The following is a 15,803-nucleotide window of genomic DNA, read 5'->3' on the forward strand; positions in this document are numbered from 1 at the left end:
TTGCGCACCTCGACCCACCCCCACCGCTCCAGCCAGGAAGCGAGGCCGCCATGGCCCAGCCCAAGAAGCCCGCGCCCACCACGCCGCCAGTCACCAGCGTCGACCTCGCGAACCTGAGCGGCCTCGTGGGCGAGTACGTGCACATCAGTCGGCTGCCGACACCGCTGGAGGCGGAGGCGTACGGCTCCAGTCCCGGCTTCGAGAACATGGGCGGTAGCGGCCTCGTCGTCGCCGTCCACCCTGAGCAGACCATCCAGCAGAGCTGGAGGGGCGAGACCGAGAGCCTCACCGGGCGGCAGGTCGACTTCGACTACGGCATGGGCACGTTCGCCACCGCCGACGCCACCGTCCAGGTGGACCACGCCGCCGCGATCTCCGAGTTCGTGGTACGCGCGGCCCGCGCCGGCCAGGCCGTCGAGGACGTGCTGGCGCGGGCGCTGGCGGAAGCGCGCCGGCACTCGGGACTGCCCTTTGGCACCCAGCTCCCGGACGTCCGGGAGGTCACCTCCCTCCTGCGTGACCTGAACGCCGCGGTGGAGTTCCGAATCGGGGACACCAGCGCGCACTGGATCGAAGGGCAGCCGCCGCCATCGGTCGAGGTGAAGCCGGCAGGCGGCGGCGAGTGGACGGTCGGCCGCGGTCGGACGCTCTACGGCCGCACGGGCGCGTGGGTGCGCGACCCGGAGCCCACGGACGACTTCTACTGGCCACGGGACGAGGCGCTGAGCGTGGCGCACCGGCTCGTAGCCGGCGAGGCGGCGTCATGACAGACCCCCGCGCCTCGCTTCAGGAGCTGGCCGCACTCTCGGTCGGAGGCGGCCCCTCCTTCCGGGAGGGCTACGAGCCCACCCACTACTTCCCGCACTGGGTGTGGCTACCGGGCATCAGTGCGACCGACGGCCAGAAGCGGTGGGGAGGCCCAGGGCTCGGCCGCACCCCCGAGGATGCCGCCCAGCAACTCTACGACGAGCTGACCAGCCTGCCCGACGGGCATTGGGTCCAGGCCACCCAGTTCGACCGGGGCCGTAACGGCCCGCGACGCAGCGACTGGCCGACCCGGCGTGTGGCCTGGGACGGCGAGCACTGGACCTACGCGGACGAGGGGGGCACCAGCGATGGCCAGTGAACGACGCCTGGAAGTACTGCGAGGGGCGAGGGAGGGCCGCCTGCTCTACAGCCCCACTGCGGAACGCTGGGGGCTCGCGGGCGAGAACGTCTCCGTCTCCGCGCGGGCGGCGGTCCGCGCCGGCCTACTGGCTGGCCCGCCGGACTTCTTCGGCCCGGTGGGCCTGACCGACGCCGGCCGCGAGGAACTGCTCCGTGCCGAGGAGCCAGACGAGGGCGAGGCCCTGGGATGAGCCCCGACCAGTTCGTTCACCTGCACGTCCACACCGACCACTCGATGCTCGACGGGGCTGCCCGTATCAAGGACCTGGTCGCCGAGGCCGCCCGGCTCGGGATGCCGGCGGTCGGGATGACTGACCACGGGACGATGTCCGGGGCGTACGACCTGCACCGCGCGGCCACGAAAGCGGGGATCACGCCGGTCATCGGGATCGAGGCCTACGTCGCGCCTGCCGGTCGCGAGCACAAGGCCCCGGTGTTCTGGGGTGGGGCGCACCAGCGCTCCAGCGACCAGTACGGCGAGGGTGGCGACGTCTCCGGCGCCGGGGCCTACACCCACATGACCATGCTGGCCGCGAACGCGACCGGCCTGCGGAACCTGTTCCGGCTCTCCTCGACAGCCTGGGCCGAGGGCTACTACCGCAAGCCGCGGATGGACGCCGAGGTGATCGCCCGGCACGCGGGCGGGATCATCGCGACCACCGGCTGCCCCTCGGGGGAGGTGCAGACCCGGCTGCGGCTCGGCCAGCCCGCCGAGGCCCTGCGCGCGGCCGAGACGTACCTGGAGATCTTCGGCCGGGAGCACTACTTCCTAGAGCTGATGGACCACGGGCTGGCGATCGAGCGCAGCGTGCGGGATGGTCTGCTCGGCATCGGCCGCCGGCTCGGGTTGGCCCCGCTGGCCACCAACGACAGCCACTACGTCACCGCGGACCAGGCCGGGGCGCACGACGCGCTGCTGTGCGTCCAGTCCGGCAGCAAGCTGACCGACGCTAAGCGGTTCCGCTTCGACGGCAACGGCTACTACCTCAAGAGCGCCAGCGAGATGCGGGCGCTGTGGGACGACCAGGTGCCCGGCGCGACCGACTCCACGCTGCTCATCGCCGAGATGGTCGGCGACTACGGCGAGGTGTTCGCGCATCGGGACCTGATGCCGGCCGTACCGCTGCCGGACGGGGCCACCCCGGCGTCGCACCTGCGCGCGGAGGTGGCCGCGGGGCTGGCCCGGCGCTACCCCGGCGGAGTGCCGTCCGACCGGCGTGAGCGTGCGGACTACGAGCTGGACGTGATCTGCGGCCGGTCGCTGGAGACGTACATGCTGCTGGTCGCGGACATCACCCGCGAGGCCCGGGAGCGGGGCATCCGGGTGAACGCCCGGGGCAGCGCGGTGGGGTCGATCGTGGCCTACGCCCTGGGGATCACAGGCATGGACCCGATCACGTACAAGCTGCTGTTCGAGCGGTTCATCAACCCCGAGCGCCCGTCCATGCCCGACATCGACCTGGACGTGGACGAGCACCGGCGCGGCGAGCTGATCGCCTACGTGGCCGACCGCTACGGGCACGACCGCGTGGCCCAGATCATCACCTTCGGCACGATCAAGGCGAAGGCGGCTGTGCGTGACGCCGCCCGGGTGCTGGGGGTGCCGTTCGCGGTAGGGGACAAGATCACGAAGGCCCTGCCGCCGGCGGTGATGGGCAAGGACGTGCCGCTCGCGGCCGTCGACGACCCGAAGCACCCCCGCCACGGCGAGGCCGCCGCGGTCCGGACGATGCGCGAGACCGACCCGGTGGTGGGCCAGGTGCTGGACACCGCAGCCGGGCTGGAGGGACTGATCCGCCAGGCCGGTGTGCACGCCGCCGGGGTGATCGTGTCTCGGGAGCCCCTGGTGGACGTCCTGCCGGTGTGGCGCCACGAGGATGGCGCGACGGTCACCGGGTTCGACTACCCGACCTGCGAGGCCATGGGCCTGCTCAAGATTGACTTCCTCGGCCTGCGGAACCTCGGCCTCATCGAGGCCACGCTCGCCCACATCCGGCGCACCCGCGGCGAGGACATCGACCTGGACGCGGTGCCGCTCGACGACCCGGCGACGTTCGCCCTGCTGTCCCGTGGCGAGACCCTCGGCGTGTTCCAGCTCGACGGTGGGCCGATCCGGGTCCTGCTGCGCGCGATGGAGCCCAGCGAGTTCGAGCACATCTCCGCCGTGCTCGCGCTCTACCGGCCCGGCCCGATGGGCGCTGGGGCGCACACCGACTACGCCGAGCGGAAGAACGGCCGGCAGGAGATCCGACCGATCCACCCGGAGCTGGCCGAGCCGCTCGCGGACATCCTCGGTGACACCTACGGCCTGATCGTCTACCAGGAGCAGGTGATGGCCATCGCCCAGGCGGTCGCCGGCTACTCGCTCGGGAAGGCCGACCTGCTGCGCCGGGCGATGGGCAAGAAGAAGAAGGAGGTCCTCGACGCGGAGTTCGAGCCGTTCTCCGCTGGCATGCGGGAGCGCGGCTACTCCGACGAGGCGATCACCACGCTGTGGGACATCCTGGTGCCGTTCTCGGACTACGCCTTCAATCGGGCCCACACCGCCGGCTACGGGATGGTGTCGTACTGGACGGCGTACCTGAAGGCCAACTACCCGGCCGAGTACATGGCCGCGGTGTTGACCTCGGTGGGGGACAACAAGGACCGGATGGCGGTGTACCTGGCGGAATGCCGGCGGATGGGCGTGAAGGTGCTGCCGCCGGACGTCAACACCTCCGAGCTGGACTTCACCCCGGCCGCCGGGACCGTGCGCTTCGGCCTCGGCGCGGTGCGCGGCATCGGGTCGGGTGTGGTGGAGGCGATCGTGGCCGCCCGAGCCGAGCGCGGGCTGTTCGGCTCGTTCACGGACTTCCTGGACAAGGCCGAGGCGACAGCCTGCACGAAGCGTGCGGTGTCCTCACTGGTCCAGGCCGGGGCGTTCGACTCCCTCGGGCATCACCGCCGCCCGCTGTTCGACGCACACGAGGCAGTGATCGCCGCGGCCGTGCCCGCAAAGCGGTACGAGGACGCTGGGCACCTGGACCTGTTCGCGGAGACCGCCGCCGAGCTCGGCGAGGACGCGCCGGCGCGTCCGGGGGAGAGCGTCGACCTGACCGGCCCGGAGTGGCCTCGTGCCGAGCTGCTGGCGCGGGAGCGGGAGATGCTCGGGCTGTACGTCTCCGGCCACCCGCTGCACGGCACGCAGGAGCTGCTGGAACGGCACAGCACGGTGGCGCTGTCGGACCTGGAGGAGACCACCCGGGACGGCCAGGAGGTGCACATCGCCGGTCTGATCTCCGCGGTGGAGCGCAAGGTCTCCAAGTCTTCGGGCAACCCGTGGGCGCCGGTCACGCTGGAGGACCTCGGCGGGATCGCGGAGGTCCTGTTCTTCTCGCGGACCTACCAGGAGTGCGGCCACCAGCTCGCCGTGGACGCGGTGGTGTCGATCCGCGGGCGGGTCAACGTGCGGGACGGTGCGGTCAGCGTGGTGGCCGACGCCCTCACCGTGCTGGACCCGGCCACGGCGACCGCTGACCAGGGACCGGTAGGCCTCGCGCTGGACGCGACCGCGGTCACCCCTGATCTGGTGGAGCGGCTGCGGGTGGCGCTGGAGGCCCACCCTGGGCACCGCCCGGTACGGATGCGGGTGCTCGGGGAGGGCGGGCGCTGGACGCTGACGGAGCTGGGACCGCGGGTGGCGGCCACCCGGGCGTTGCGCGCGGAGCTGGAGCGGCTGCTGGGAACCGAGGCGGTGGCGCACTGGCCGGTCAACGTGCCGGCGCTGGCCACACGGCCAGCGTCCCGGTGGAACGGACAGGCCCGCCGCGGGCACCGACCCCGTCGTCCGGCGGCGGCGTAGGGCTCACCGGCCCAGCGGGTCACTCCAGCCGGGCCGGTGCCGGTCCAGCCAGGCCTCCACGTCGACGCGCAGCCACAGGCGGATCTGTGGGTCGGCCGCGCTCGGGTGCGCCACCACTGGGTCCGGGAACCCCTTGGAGTTGGCAATCTCGACCGCGTAGGAGCGTGCGACCCGCTCGCCCCGGCGGGCGTCCCGGCGCGCCTGGCCCAACAGGTCGCGGAGCTGGTCGATCCCGACCAGGTCACGCAGGTCGGACCTGTGTATCCACTCCTTGTCTCCGCCGGACCCAGCCACGCACCCGGACGCTAGAACCGGATGGCCGTACCGGCAGCCCGTGGTGTACGGCCGTACGGTAATCGGCTACCGTGAGCGGTCCACTACACATGGCGCGGCCCCGTCCGGTGTGTCACCACCGAGACGGGGCCGAGTGCGAACGGTCAGGAGAGGACCGCCCGTGCCATCAAAATCATCTCACTCCTTCCCGGTGGTCGCCGCGCTGTGCACCAGCACGCAGGGCGAGCCATCAGTGCCCGAGGCGCCCGAGCACCGGTACGAGAAGCCGGCGCCCTACGTCGTGGAGGCCGACGAGCACGGGGCCACCGTGCGGATGCGGGCCGGCGTCTCCGGGGCGGACCTGCTGCTCGGAATCCTCAGCGCCGTGGCAGGGCGGTCACCCATGCGGCTGTACCAGGTGGCGCCGGAGCGCGGCGGTTTCATGATCCGGCTGGTGCGGGACGTGCCGGACGACCTCGGCCCAGGTGGCCCTACCTGAGCTCGTGCCGAATCTGCTCCGGCAGATCGTCCACCCTGCCGGCCAGTGCCACCGTCGCGCAGGCCTGCGCGTAAGCCAGCAGTCCGGCCTGGTCGAGCTTGTTCGGGTCCACCTTGGCGATGGCGTCGGTGGCCGCCTGTAGGTAGGCGGTGCCGTCCACCAGGAGGCGCCTGTGATCGAGGATGGGGCGCGGGGGGCGTCGCACGGTCACCCATCCATCATGACCCCAGTGCGTTTCGTGGGGGGGGCGCACTGTCGGCAATCGGGTGCACCGCGCGCTCCGACCCGCGCCGGCCATTCCGCCCCTCTCGTCACACCGGGACCGACTGTCGGTGTGGCGAGAGGGGGTGAGGCGGTGTGGGCGATACCGTGCCGGGCATGCCACTGATCTTCGCCGTCGACGCCGAGACCAACGGGCTCTACGGCCCGGTGTGGGCGATCGGGGCCGTGGTGCTCGACCCCGAGGCGGGGGCGGTCCGGTCGGTCTTCCGTGGGCAGATCTCACCCGGCGAGGTCACCGACGACTGGACCCGCAAGCACGTCGTGCCCGTCGTCGATCTTCCGCGCTACTCATCCCGGGCCGAGCTGCTGGAGGCGTTCTGGGGCTTCTGGGAGGGCCACCGGGGCGAGGAGCGCGCCTCAGCGGTGGCCGACGTCGGGGCGCCGGTGGAGGCCGGGCTCTTCCGGGCCTGCGTGGAGCGGCATCCGGCGGCGCGGTGGGACCGCGGGCCCTACCCGCTGCACGAGCTCGCCAGCGCGCTGTGGATGGCGGGGTTTGACCCGGACATCGACCGGCGGGCGTTCTGCGGACGGGCGGACCTCACCCCGCACGACCCGGTGGACGACGCGACCCTGGCAGCGCTGTGCTGGGCGCGGCTGGCCCGGATGCGCCCGGTGGCGGCGTGAGGCCAGGATGCGCGTAACCGTCGCGATCCCCACGCACCCGCCTCGCCTGCGCTCAGGCCTGCTCGACCGTGCCCTGCGCTCGGTGTGGGCCCAGACGGTCACGCCGGCGGCAGTCAGCGTGGCGGTGGACCTGGACCGGGCCGGCGCGTGGGCGACCCGGGCACGGGCGCTGGAAGCCGTGTGCACGGAGTGGACTGCGTTCCTGGACTCCGACGACGAGCTGCTGCCGCAGCACCTGTGGGAGCTCGGCACCTGCGCGGCCGACACCGGAGCGGACTACGTGTACTCCTGGCCGCGGACAGTGGGTGGCACCAACCCGCACGAGCACTGGTTCGGCGTGCCATGGAGGAACGCCGAACCCCACGACACCACCATCACCGTGCTGGTACGTACCGAGCTGGCCCGCGCCGTGGGGTTCTCCGGGCCGCACGGGGGCGAGGACCTGCGGTTCACCCTGGGCTGCGTGGCGGCCGGGGCGCGCATCGTGCATCTGCCCAAGCGCACCTGGATCTGGCACCACCACGCCGCGAACACCTCGGGGCGGCCGGACCGCTGGGGCGCCGGCGACGTGCACACATCCAGACTAGCCGAGCTCTCCTAGCCGTCCTGACCATGGTCGTGCCGGTCCTGACGCTCCTCCCGCTCGCGGCGAGCGTCTTCCTCCTGGGCGCGGGCGATCTCCTCGTCCATCTCCGCCATGAGGGCAAGGCCTTCACGGTGCCGAGCAAGTATGGCCAATTCAGCCGGCGGCTCCTCCCTGCGACGGTAGGCGCCCAGTACGTTCTGCGCTTCACGCACGGCCACTCGGAGCACGGTGTAGGTCTCGCCGGGCAGATACATGGAGTCGGCGTAGGTCAGGATCTCGACGACGAACTCCAGGCGTCTGCGAACCTCGGCGTCGGTGAGGTCGAGAAGGTGCCGCTGGACTCCCATGATGATCAGCCGTATGCGGTCGTCGTAGTCGCGCCTAGTCCTGTCGAACAGGACATCGTCCGCCAGCGCCTCGACCTGATCGAGCAGGTCGAGGATCTCGCCCGCGGCGGCCTCGGCGCGGTCCCGCACCACCGCACGTCGCGCCATCCAGTCCTGGAACAGGGTCGCGGCCAGGCCGCCAATGATCGACATGGCGCCACCGAGAAGGACGCTGAGTAGCGTGCCCAGAATGGGAGCCCACCTCCGAGTATGAGCTGATCAACCCCATTGTCGCCGGTGCGGCGAAGGCGTCGCGCCGGACATGACGCGACCCCGGGCCACGGGTGCGGCGCCGGGGGCGGCGGACGGACGGGGGCGAGGCGGTTAGAACTCGTCGGCGGCGGGTTCGTAGACGGTGACCGTGTCGCCGTAGAGGCGAGCCGGGTGAGGGGAACCCTCCACGGGCACCTCCACGTAGGCGTCCTCGTCGGGGCGGCCTGGGAAGGTGTGGAGCACGGCGTCGCCGGCGACGACGGCCACGGCGCTGTAGTCGCCGGGCTCCGGGCTGACGATCACATCGCCCCTGCTCAGGACGCCTGGGCCGACGAGGGAGAACGCGAGGTCGGTCGCCTCGCTGGTGTCGATCGCTGCGGCGAAGCGACGGGCCGCGGATGGGATGAAATCACTGGACATCGCGATCTCCTTGCGATCTGTGTTCATCTGCCTACAAGGTCGACACTACAGTAGTGTTGTACAAATCGAGTGATCTTGCGGGGATAGACGCAAGATCTTTACGCTGGTGGTGTTGTAGCTTGGTGCTCATGGAGGAGGCCAACGGCTTCGAGGCCGCGTACGCCGCGCTGGACACGGAGCGCTGGAAGCGGGCGCAGGCCGATGTCATCGCCCTGGTGACGCGACGCCACTACCTGGCCGAAAAGGCCGCGGGCACTGCTCAGCCGCAGGTCGCCGTCGCCGAGGCGCGCGGGATCAGCCAGCAGAACGTCTCGCGGGCGACCCGGCGCGGCGCCCAGGTCGAGCAGGATGTCGAGCGGCTCGCGGACGCGAGCGCGCTCGCGCGGGCCGCGGGGGTCGACCCGGCTCTCCTCGGTGGACACGTCTCGTAGGCGGCTGCGCTCCTGCCCTCAGTGGGGTGGGCGCGCTACGGTAGAAGTACCTTGCGAGCTGAACACCGAGGCAGTGCCCGACTCGGTGCTCGCCCGTAGCGCCAGCGCGGCGAACGACTGCCGTGACCTGGCGCCGCATCCCTGGGCACACAGCTTGGCCACGCCGGTCGTGGCCCGGCCCGCCCGCCTCGTGGCGATACCGGGGCTCGATTCAAGATCGCAGGGAGTTTGTTATGGGCAAGCCGACTCCGATGGACCGCGAAGCCGCCGACCGGATCAGCCGGACCGCGTGGGAGCGGCCGGATTCCTACACCACACGTAGCGGATGGGACGGACGCGCGCAGGGAGCGGCCGACAAGAACGAGGGCTACGTCGAACCGATCTGGGACGACGACGAAGACGACGAGTGATCCCGTCGGCCCGGTGGGCTATCGACCGGCCAGAGTGATCAGGGCACGGAGAGTCAACGCCGTGGCCTCGGTGATCGTCCTATCGTGAGTGCGTGCGCCGGGTCGCCAGCGGCCGGCGGGGGCACGGCCCGGCGCACACTCGCGGCACGTATGTGCAGGTCAGGGGTGCCAGTGTGGCGCAGGTGTCGAACCTCTGTGCGATGCTGGTGGGCGTGCGACTGATCATCGACGGCGAGCGGTACGAGCTGTCCGAGGCCTACCTCGACGCCGAGGCCGAGCGGAAGCGCATCGAGCAGGCGATCTTCCGCTGCGAGGTCGAGCAGGTCCACCTGGCCGACGGGCGGCGCGTGCTCGTGAACTGGCGATCGGTGCGGTTCGTGAGCATCGAGGAGTAGCGGGCCAGGCCCCGACGGGGTCACTCCTCCCAGAGCACGACCTGCACCACCGTCGCTCGCACGCCAGCGGCCATCATCGCCGAGGCGCGGTGTCGGCCGTTGATGTACTCCCCGTCCTCCAGACAGATCGGGTCGTTCAGTAGCGACTCGAACGCCTTCCGCTCCCAGCCGGGCAGATCAACGGTCCGGCCCGCGGTGACCACCTGATAGCCAAGCTCGTCCTGGTCCGCTTCACCGCCGCGGGCGGCCTCACGCAGCAGCCTCACGGCCAGGCTTGAAGCGACATGCCAGTCGCCGCCGTGGTACCAGCAGCAGTCCCGGCCGCCACGGAGCGGCACCGCTTGGCGGTACCGCCGGCGCCACGGCGAGATCGTCCGTACGCAGGCGTCCGGCAGGTGCTCGTCCTCGGCCCGGCGTGGCAGGAGTGACGTGCGGGGAAGCGAGGCCACTGAGACCACGCGGAATACGTTCGTCGGCCCGATCATGCTCGCGCAGGCCTTCCGCTGGAATCGCCCATGGGTCATGGGTATCACCGTCCGTGGCTGGCTGGTCCCGCTTTACGGAAGGTACTGCGACCGGGTACATCGACCACGTGGCAGCGATTCGGCTCCCACCTCCGCTGGCGCTGGCGCGGCCGACGGACACGCTCGTCCCGCCCGGCGCCCGGGGCCGTGCGCCGCTGTAGAAGCCGAGGCGAGACAGATTCTGGGCGGTGGTCCACGGCGGCCGGCATAGAGCCCGGCTGTGACCACTGGGTCTGCTGATCACGTCGGTGGATCTCGGATGTTGACCCACGCGACGGGGTCACCGCGCCATGGGACTGCGGGTCGAGGACTGCGGGCGATGGAGCCCACCGCGCGGCCCGGGTCGGCCGAGACGAACGCGGGTCTGCCCAGGGGGGCGAGGTGGAATCCGTGTGATACCGCCTCGCCCTCATTCGCAACGTCGAGTCCTAGGGGTGTCGAGACTGAGCGGAGTCCGAAGTGGGTAGGCCAAGTCGCGCCGTACCCTGTATTGGTGCGTGTCGTTGACGATGAGAGACACAAGGCGCTTGCCTTCGTTGCTGCCTGTAACCGGGCGGGCTACCGCCCGACCAGGATGGAGGTCGAAGCATATTTGAGTTCAGACTTTATGGGCATGATCGGTCAGATCCATCTCGGACTTCTGGGGATGCGCCACTCCGCAGTCGATTCGCTACTGCGCATGAGGTGGCTCTACGGTGATTCCGGGCTTTCTCTGTCGAGCCTTGGTCAGGCAATGCTCGCGGAGGCGGAGCGAGCCGAGGTGGAGGAACCCGAAGCGGCTGCCGTCGTTGTGGTGCTGGACCGAGAAGACCCGCTGTCGTACCCGCGCCTCGTCGGCCAGCTGGTTAAGGCAGGCGCGGGCACGCTGGTAGACCAGTACATGAACCTTGAGCAGTTCATGATGGTCTTGCAGGATACGGCGCTCGCCCGGGTGCTACTGGGTACCAAAACATCCGCCAGGATCCAGGCGGAGATCAAGACGCTCTGCGCGAGCCCCGCAATCCCTCGCTCCGTGGAAGTCCGCGTTGCGACAGAGCGAGTGCATGACCGCTTCCTGGTTTCGGATGACGACTCCGTCTACACGCTCGGAGGGTCCCTCAGTACGGTAGGAAAGTCGACGACAGTTATAACGCCAGTTCCTGAGTCCGGCGCGGATGGAATCCGGAGTCGGATCGAGGAGTGGTGGAAGAAGGCCGAGATCATCGCACCGATACCTGTGGAAGAAGGCGAGGACGACACGGGCGAGGTCGCCTGAGAAGCGAGCGGACCGAAGTCACGGCCGGGCGATGAGCGCATGTTGGGGCCTGTCGCACGGCCGGGCTCTGATGCCCGTCTTGGCCCGGCTGGGGCGACAGCGACCTAGATCAGTCCCGGAAGATGTCGTGCGAGCCGACCCGCGCCCAGATCACGTGCGGGTCGCTGCCGTGGCCGGGCTGCGGCGGGCCGTAGGACCACAGGGCGCGGCCGTCGGGCGCCCAGGTCAGCTCCCACATGCCAGGCTTGCTCTTGAACGACTTCACGCGCAGGGACGGGTGGAACCGGCCCTCGGTCAGCCCCTGGAAGAACAGCTTCCGGGCGCGGTCGAACGCGGCGCGCTGCTCCGGGCGTAGCCGCCGGTAGTCGGCGTAGAAGCGGACGGTAGCCGCGTACGTGGGCACGTCGCCACACTAAGCGAGCAATACGACCGAAACTGCCCTAGGAAGGCGATGAGCCCACAAGCAGATACAAAGAGACCACAGCCGTGGCCTCAGCTCGCCCTTGGGCTGGTGTGCGGCTCGGCGACCAGCTCCGCCAAGAGGGCGTCGAACTCCTCGGCGGACTGGCATACCACCATCCCGCCCTCCTCGACGTCGGCCATCGCCTCGTCGAAGGCCCGCGCCACGCCGGGCTCGGGCTCGTCGGCCCACTCGTGCGGCTCCGGCACGGGATACGGGAGGTCTGCGGGGTACACCATCGCGTTCACCACCCTCAAGTAGTCCTGAGTTCCCGGCCGCAAGGCCAGACGTGCCGCAACAGCCTGCCCCTGGCTGGACAAGTTGCGTAGTCATCTGCTGCCAGGGTAGCGGTGCGGCCACCTCGTCGCCTGACGAAGCGGCCACGAGAGTGCCGATGCCACGCCGAAGGACTTGACAGGCTGGCCCTGTGGTCACGCAGTGGCACGCGGCCTGTGTCGTCAGGCCAACAGTGCGGCGAGTACCGCTGCCGCCCGCGGCGACTGGACCCCACCTGTGAGCCCGGCCCGCGCCTGCTCGACATACGCGCGTGAGGCGTCCAGGTCGCCGGCGGCGGCGTGGGCCTCGGCCAGGTACGCCTGCGTCAGCACCACGTCGCGCGGGTACTCGCCGAGCCCGGGAAGCTGCGCGGTCAGGATCTCCACCGCCCGGAGCGGCTCTCCGACCATCGTCAGCGCCCGGCCGTTCTCGAGCACCATCGGGAACTCGGCGCCCTCGGCCATCCAGTACGCCCAGGGCGGGCCGTCGCCCGCGCGGGCGCTGTCCAGGATCGCGGTGCCCCGGGCCAGCGTCGTGCGGAAGCCGGTCGCGTCCCCGGCCGCCGCGCGGGTGCGTGCCTCCAGGCCGGTCACGATCGCCCGGACGGTGGGCGCGGCCGAGTCCCGCAGGCCGATCTGCGCGGACTCGAAGATGGTCACTGCCACGCGGTGCTGGCCGGCCAGGGCAGCACCGGGAGGTCACCCTCAGTGTCGTCCAGGTGGGGCAGCGTCTCGATAGGTCGGATATCCAGCCGAGTGGCCTGCTGGGGCGTAGAGATCGCCTCCGGGAAATTGGAACGCTCAGGGCATGCCCGGGTCGTCGGCCCTGACACTCTCTGCGATCGCACAATCGCCATTCGTGAGTGTCGGCGATCGAGGCTCATGGCGATCGAGATCAGTGCAACACCTTGGGTTTCAATGCGGCTATGATCGCTCAGGTTGCCCGGTTGGCTACTTTCCGCGACTCGCGGGCTCAGGTCGCCAAGCGGCGTTATTCGCTTGTCGAGGGTGATCATGTCCGGTAATGATGGTCGCGTCTAGTAACACGGGCGCAGTCGCCGGAGATCGCGGCGATCACGGGGGAGGAATCATGGTTGCGCGTTGGCCGATTGAGGAGCGGACTCTCGACGATCTGGATCTTGATTTGCGTAACGTCCGGATTCCCGGCGGGGACTTGGATGAGTCGGCGATCGTTAATTACCTGGTCGAGGCTGCAGACTTGCTGGATCTGATGCGTGGGATCCTCCGTGACGGTTACATAGACAACGAACTGCCAGTAGTTCTCGATGAAAACGGCCGCCTCATCGTGCTGGAAGGTAACCGACGCATCGCGTCGCTGAAGGCCATCCAGCGGCCATCGCTACTTGGCAAGGCTGCGGCGAAGGTTGAGCGGCTGGTCAGCCGTCATCCGAATGCTGATACGCCGACCGAGATCCGAGTAATGGTTGCTCCGTCGCGCGAGGCGGCTCAGCCGCTGCTGGCGCGACTGCATACCCGCAACCCGAAGAAGCCCTGGATCCGTGAACAGCAGGCGATCTTTTACCACGCGCAACTTGCGCCGGGTATGACCATTGACGCTCTCCGAGCGCTATACCCTGGTGAGCAGGGCTCCGTCATCACGAGCTACATCCGTATGGGCGAGATGCGTGAGGTCGTCCGCAACCTTCGCTACGATGATCCCGATCTCGAAGAGTGGGTCAAGTCGGGCAAGCTGACGATCACATCGTTGGAGTACGCCTACGATCTTCCGAAGATCCAGGACGCCCTCGACCTGCGGTTCGACAAGAACGGTCGGTTGGCATCCAAGCGGATGACCGAAGGGCAGCGCCAAGCGCTGATCTATCTCCTTATGCGGATCCGCGCGAAGACCCTGAATACCCGATCTCCTGAACTCTTGGCTAAGCGCGAGGAGCACGCCGAATTTGCCGGTCACCTGCGGCTGATCGTGACCGGTGCGGCCGACGGCGCCACGAGTGACCCAGACGTCGACGCTGCGAAGGGGAACGGCGTAGGGTCGTCTGGCCAGCCTGCCGCAGGTACATCTACGGCTACCGGCTCAGCCCCGGGCGGGGGCACCCCCCTCTCCTCTGATGCCGCGGCGCAGGGCGCAATTCCGCGTGACGGGGCCGGACCCGGGCCTGCTGCCACGACGGTCGGTGAGTCGGCTGGAAACGCGGGCACGAGTGGCGGCGTCGCTGGATCCGGTTCGGACAGCAAGCCGGCGTCGCGTGGCCCCAACCGTGGTGACACGCGGTCTCGGCTCAACATGGACGGTTTCGAGTATGGAGGATCCAAGGGTGCCATGCGGCGCCGGTTCGAGGAACTACACCGCCTCGATGTCCAGATCTTTCCGAATGCTGCACACGACCTGCTCCGGACGGTACTGGAGTGCTCAATCAAGGAGTACTTTGCGGTCAGGGTTCAGCCACCAGCTACCCAGTCACCGTTGAAAGGCAAGCAACTCGGAGCGTGCGTCGAGTCACTCGCCAAGGAGTTCCAGTCGGACCGGCGGATGACGGCATTGATCGACGCGATCAACCGAAAGGGCCGGCTGCCAGCGGCTCAGTTCGCTGGCACCGAGTTCTCTCTCAATGCCGGTAACCACGAGCCTGATTATCTCGTGGCAGGGAAAGACGTCCACGAAGCTTGGGACAAGATCAAGCCAATCCTCATCGAGATCGTTGGAAAATAGCGCGACCCATCGAACAATAGGACCCTGTCTAGCTCAGCTTGTGGCAAGGAGGCGTGAGACGGAGCGGGAGGCGATGAGCAGCTCGTGTGCCTTGCCTGTTCGGTGGGCGCTGTAGCTGAGCTGGTACTCCCGAACGTCGTGATGCTGGTAGAGCTGGCGGATGAAATCCGATGGGTCGTAGGTTACGACCCAGTGCCCATCCGGGTGGCGGTCAAGTATTTCGGCGAGCTCCGCGTGGTCTCGGTGGGTAAAGGCGTTCAGATAGAGGCTGCCGCCCATCTCGACATAGGGCGGGTCGACGTAGATGAACGCGGAGGCGTCGGTCACGTAGCGGTTGACGATAGCCATGCCGTCGAGGCTGAGCACGGTGATCCGTGCAGCGTGCGCCCCGATCGCAGCAACTCTCTCAGCGAGCTGGTCGCGGTTGAATCGGGCGTCGATCTTGTAATTGCCGTTCTGGTTGACGCCGCCGATGGGACCGGCGTTCAGGATCCCGGATCTGTTCGTCCGGTTGAGGTAGAAGAACGCGAACCCCAGCTCGAGTGGGTCCGACTCGTCGGCCGACCGGTAGATCTGCTTCTGGCGCCGCCACTCCTCCACGTCCAGCGGCGTGTCGACGATCTTGGCCGCGAACCGCTGCGGCTGACCTACGACCGCGAGCCAGAAGCAGTAGACCGCGGGATCGATGTCGTTGATAACCAGCTCTTGGACTAGGTCCCGCCGGAGCAGCTCGATCCCCGCCCCCGCGCCTCCCGCATAGGGCTCCACGTATCTGGCGGACTTGATTCCGAGGCCGGCGATGATCTGGCCGAAGAAGCCGGCCAGCGCGGCCTTGCCTCCTGGGTATCGAAGCGGACTCGCCGCCGCCGTTCGACCTGCAGCCTTGACCGTCAGCTGCGGCGATGTCATCGCCCACCTCTCGAAATAGTTGCGTTTGACCCGTGGGCATGGGTGGGGAAGGCCGCAGTGCGGAGCCTGTCCGCGCTGGTGCGAGCCAGCAGCTCGGTCCCGCACTGCGCAGGCGGGTGCACCTTGCCAGCATGGCCCAACTGCTGATGGTGCAAGTGCCG

21 protein-coding genes are annotated in these 15,803 nt (G+C 69.2%); 12 read left to right on the forward strand and 9 right to left on the reverse strand.

Annotated features, from left to right (window positions below; translation table 11 throughout):
- The first annotated feature begins 50 nt into the window (after positions 1-50).
- From ACG83_RS10135 to dnaE, 4 genes are read left to right on the forward strand one after another with little or no spacing between them, the layout of a single operon-like run.
- Positions 51-767, forward strand: coding sequence for a hypothetical protein (locus ACG83_RS10135; RefSeq protein WP_054565884.1), 717 nt, complete (start codon positions 51-53; stop codon positions 765-767).
- Positions 764-1,126 (forward strand): hypothetical protein, encoded by a 363-nt coding sequence (locus ACG83_RS10140; RefSeq protein ID WP_054565885.1) that lies wholly within the window; start codon positions 764-766, stop codon positions 1,124-1,126. Before ACG83_RS10135 ends, ACG83_RS10140 begins: the two co-directional genes overlap by 4 nt.
- A complete protein-coding gene (locus ACG83_RS10145; protein WP_054565886.1) occupies positions 1,116-1,358 on the forward strand; it encodes a hypothetical protein in 243 nt (80 codons plus the stop codon). The genes ACG83_RS10140 and ACG83_RS10145 overlap by 11 nt, the downstream gene beginning before the upstream one ends.
- Positions 1,355-5,008, forward strand: a complete 3,654-nt coding sequence (dnaE, locus tag ACG83_RS10150) for a DNA polymerase III subunit alpha (RefSeq protein WP_063793035.1) — start codon at positions 1,355-1,357, stop codon at positions 5,006-5,008. Before ACG83_RS10145 ends, dnaE begins: the two co-directional genes overlap by 4 nt.
- A 3-nt stretch (positions 5,009-5,011) precedes the next feature.
- Here the strand turns inward: dnaE and ACG83_RS10155 are convergent, their stop codons facing one another.
- Positions 5,012-5,302: a hypothetical protein gene (locus ACG83_RS10155; RefSeq protein WP_054565887.1), complete on the reverse strand. Its 291-nt coding sequence runs from the start codon at positions 5,300-5,302 to the stop codon at positions 5,012-5,014.
- 160 nt (positions 5,303-5,462) lie between these two features.
- On the opposite strand from ACG83_RS10155, the gene ACG83_RS10160 reads away from it, so the two are divergent.
- Positions 5,463-5,780, forward strand: coding sequence for a hypothetical protein (locus tag ACG83_RS10160; RefSeq protein ID WP_152991310.1), 318 nt, complete (start codon positions 5,463-5,465; stop codon positions 5,778-5,780).
- On the opposite strand, the gene ACG83_RS45785 is transcribed toward ACG83_RS10160, so the two are convergent.
- Positions 5,773-5,991: a hypothetical protein gene (locus tag ACG83_RS45785; protein ID WP_054565889.1), complete on the reverse strand. Its 219-nt coding sequence runs from the start codon at positions 5,989-5,991 to the stop codon at positions 5,773-5,775. The two genes, ACG83_RS10160 and ACG83_RS45785, sit on opposite strands and share 8 nt — an antisense overlap.
- 146 nt (positions 5,992-6,137) lie before the next feature.
- Between ACG83_RS45785 and ACG83_RS10170 the strand changes: the two genes are divergently transcribed.
- Both ACG83_RS10170 and ACG83_RS10175 read left to right on the forward strand, forming a co-directional pair.
- Positions 6,138-6,686 carry a hypothetical protein gene (locus ACG83_RS10170; RefSeq protein ID WP_152991311.1) on the forward strand — a complete coding sequence of 183 codons (549 nt, stop codon included), beginning with the start codon at positions 6,138-6,140 and terminating at the stop codon, positions 6,684-6,686.
- 7 nt (positions 6,687-6,693) lie between these two features.
- Positions 6,694-7,287, forward strand: coding sequence for a hypothetical protein (locus ACG83_RS10175; protein ID WP_054565891.1), 594 nt, complete (start codon positions 6,694-6,696; stop codon positions 7,285-7,287).
- Here ACG83_RS10175 and ACG83_RS10180 read toward each other — a convergent pair.
- Positions 7,284-7,811 (reverse strand): hypothetical protein, encoded by a 528-nt coding sequence (locus ACG83_RS10180; protein ID WP_054565892.1) that lies wholly within the window; start codon positions 7,809-7,811, stop codon positions 7,284-7,286. The two genes, ACG83_RS10175 and ACG83_RS10180, sit on opposite strands and share 4 nt — an antisense overlap.
- A 171-nt stretch (positions 7,812-7,982) precedes the next feature.
- Complete coding sequence (locus ACG83_RS10185) at positions 7,983-8,291, reverse strand: hypothetical protein (protein WP_152991312.1); 309 nt, start codon at positions 8,289-8,291, stop codon at positions 7,983-7,985.
- A 119-nt stretch (positions 8,292-8,410) separates the two neighbouring features.
- On the opposite strand from ACG83_RS10185, the gene ACG83_RS10190 reads away from it, so the two are divergent.
- The 3 genes from ACG83_RS10190 (at position 8,411) to ACG83_RS10195 (ending at position 9,527) form a co-directional block, all read left to right on the forward strand.
- Positions 8,411-8,722, forward strand: coding sequence for a hypothetical protein (locus tag ACG83_RS10190; protein WP_152991313.1), 312 nt, complete (start codon positions 8,411-8,413; stop codon positions 8,720-8,722).
- 233 nt (positions 8,723-8,955) lie between these two features.
- Positions 8,956-9,132: a hypothetical protein gene (locus ACG83_RS45270; protein ID WP_161934730.1), complete on the forward strand. Its 177-nt coding sequence runs from the start codon at positions 8,956-8,958 to the stop codon at positions 9,130-9,132.
- Positions 9,133-9,314: 182 nt separating this feature from the next.
- Positions 9,315-9,527 (forward strand): hypothetical protein, encoded by a 213-nt coding sequence (locus ACG83_RS10195; RefSeq protein ID WP_161934731.1) that lies wholly within the window; start codon positions 9,315-9,317, stop codon positions 9,525-9,527.
- A gap of 20 nt (positions 9,528-9,547) precedes the next feature.
- Here the strand turns inward: ACG83_RS10195 and ACG83_RS10200 are convergent, their stop codons facing one another.
- The gene (locus tag ACG83_RS10200) at positions 9,548-10,051 is read right to left on the reverse strand and encodes a hypothetical protein (protein WP_152991314.1); all 504 of its coding nucleotides are present in this window, start codon (positions 10,049-10,051) and stop codon (positions 9,548-9,550) included.
- A 493-nt stretch (positions 10,052-10,544) separates the two neighbouring features.
- Here ACG83_RS10200 and ACG83_RS10205 point away from each other — a divergent pair, with 493 nt between their 5' ends.
- Positions 10,545-11,306 carry a hypothetical protein gene (locus tag ACG83_RS10205; RefSeq protein WP_152991315.1) on the forward strand — a complete coding sequence of 254 codons (762 nt, stop codon included), beginning with the start codon at positions 10,545-10,547 and terminating at the stop codon, positions 11,304-11,306.
- A 109-nt stretch (positions 11,307-11,415) separates the two neighbouring features.
- Here ACG83_RS10205 and ACG83_RS10210 read toward each other — a convergent pair whose 3' ends face one another.
- The 3 genes from ACG83_RS10210 to ACG83_RS10220 all read right to left on the reverse strand — a co-directional run bounded on the left by ACG83_RS10210 (position 11,416) and on the right by ACG83_RS10220 (position 12,707).
- Positions 11,416-11,709: a hypothetical protein gene (locus ACG83_RS10210; RefSeq protein WP_054565898.1), complete on the reverse strand. Its 294-nt coding sequence runs from the start codon at positions 11,707-11,709 to the stop codon at positions 11,416-11,418.
- A gap of 89 nt (positions 11,710-11,798) precedes the next feature.
- Positions 11,799-12,005 (reverse strand): hypothetical protein, encoded by a 207-nt coding sequence (locus tag ACG83_RS10215; protein WP_083473221.1) that lies wholly within the window; start codon positions 12,003-12,005, stop codon positions 11,799-11,801.
- A gap of 219 nt (positions 12,006-12,224) precedes the next feature.
- Positions 12,225-12,707, reverse strand: a complete 483-nt coding sequence (locus ACG83_RS10220) for a hypothetical protein (protein WP_152991316.1) — start codon at positions 12,705-12,707, stop codon at positions 12,225-12,227.
- A gap of 424 nt (positions 12,708-13,131) precedes the next feature.
- Here ACG83_RS10220 and ACG83_RS10225 point away from each other — a divergent pair, with 424 nt between their 5' ends.
- The gene (locus ACG83_RS10225) at positions 13,132-14,733 is read left to right on the forward strand and encodes a hypothetical protein (RefSeq protein ID WP_054565901.1); all 1,602 of its coding nucleotides are present in this window, start codon (positions 13,132-13,134) and stop codon (positions 14,731-14,733) included.
- A 33-nt stretch (positions 14,734-14,766) separates the two neighbouring features.
- Here ACG83_RS10225 and ACG83_RS10230 read toward each other — a convergent pair whose 3' ends face one another.
- Entirely contained in the window at positions 14,767-15,642 is an 876-nt protein-coding gene (locus ACG83_RS10230; RefSeq protein ID WP_054565902.1) for a DNA adenine methylase, read from the reverse strand.
- Positions 15,643-15,803: the final 161 nt, after the last annotated feature.

Source organism: Frankia sp. R43 (assembly GCF_001306465.1).
Classification (GTDB): domain Bacteria; phylum Actinomycetota; class Actinomycetes; order Frankiales; family Frankiaceae; genus Parafrankia; species Parafrankia irregularis.

What these genes read in the sequence shown, in the direction of transcription:
- ACG83_RS10185 (WP_152991312.1), bottom strand. Translation starts at nt 8,291, where the DNA reads ATGTCCAGTGATTTCATCCCATCCGCGGCCCGTCGCTTCGCCGCAGCG.
- ACG83_RS10135 (WP_054565884.1), top strand. Translation starts at nt 51, where the DNA reads ATGGCCCAGCCCAAGAAGCCCGCGCCCACCACGCCGCCAGTCACCAGC.
- ACG83_RS10180 (WP_054565892.1), bottom strand. Translation starts at nt 7,811, where the DNA reads ATGTCGATCATTGGCGGCCTGGCCGCGACCCTGTTCCAGGACTGGATG.
- ACG83_RS10230 (WP_054565902.1), bottom strand. Translation starts at nt 15,642, where the DNA reads ATGACATCGCCGCAGCTGACGGTCAAGGCTGCAGGTCGAACGGCGGCG.
- ACG83_RS10225 (WP_054565901.1), top strand. Translation starts at nt 13,132, where the DNA reads ATGGTTGCGCGTTGGCCGATTGAGGAGCGGACTCTCGACGATCTGGAT.
- ACG83_RS10175 (WP_054565891.1), top strand. Translation starts at nt 6,694, where the DNA reads ATGCGCGTAACCGTCGCGATCCCCACGCACCCGCCTCGCCTGCGCTCA.
- ACG83_RS45270 (WP_161934730.1), top strand. Translation starts at nt 8,956, where the DNA reads ATGGGCAAGCCGACTCCGATGGACCGCGAAGCCGCCGACCGGATCAGC.
- ACG83_RS10215 (WP_083473221.1), bottom strand. Translation starts at nt 12,005, where the DNA reads ATGGTGTACCCCGCAGACCTCCCGTATCCCGTGCCGGAGCCGCACGAG.
- ACG83_RS10145 (WP_054565886.1), top strand. Translation starts at nt 1,116, where the DNA reads ATGGCCAGTGAACGACGCCTGGAAGTACTGCGAGGGGCGAGGGAGGGC.
- ACG83_RS10200 (WP_152991314.1), bottom strand. Translation starts at nt 10,051, where the DNA reads ATGACCCATGGGCGATTCCAGCGGAAGGCCTGCGCGAGCATGATCGGG.
- ACG83_RS10140 (WP_054565885.1), top strand. Translation starts at nt 764, where the DNA reads ATGACAGACCCCCGCGCCTCGCTTCAGGAGCTGGCCGCACTCTCGGTC.
- dnaE (WP_063793035.1), top strand. Translation starts at nt 1,355, where the DNA reads ATGAGCCCCGACCAGTTCGTTCACCTGCACGTCCACACCGACCACTCG.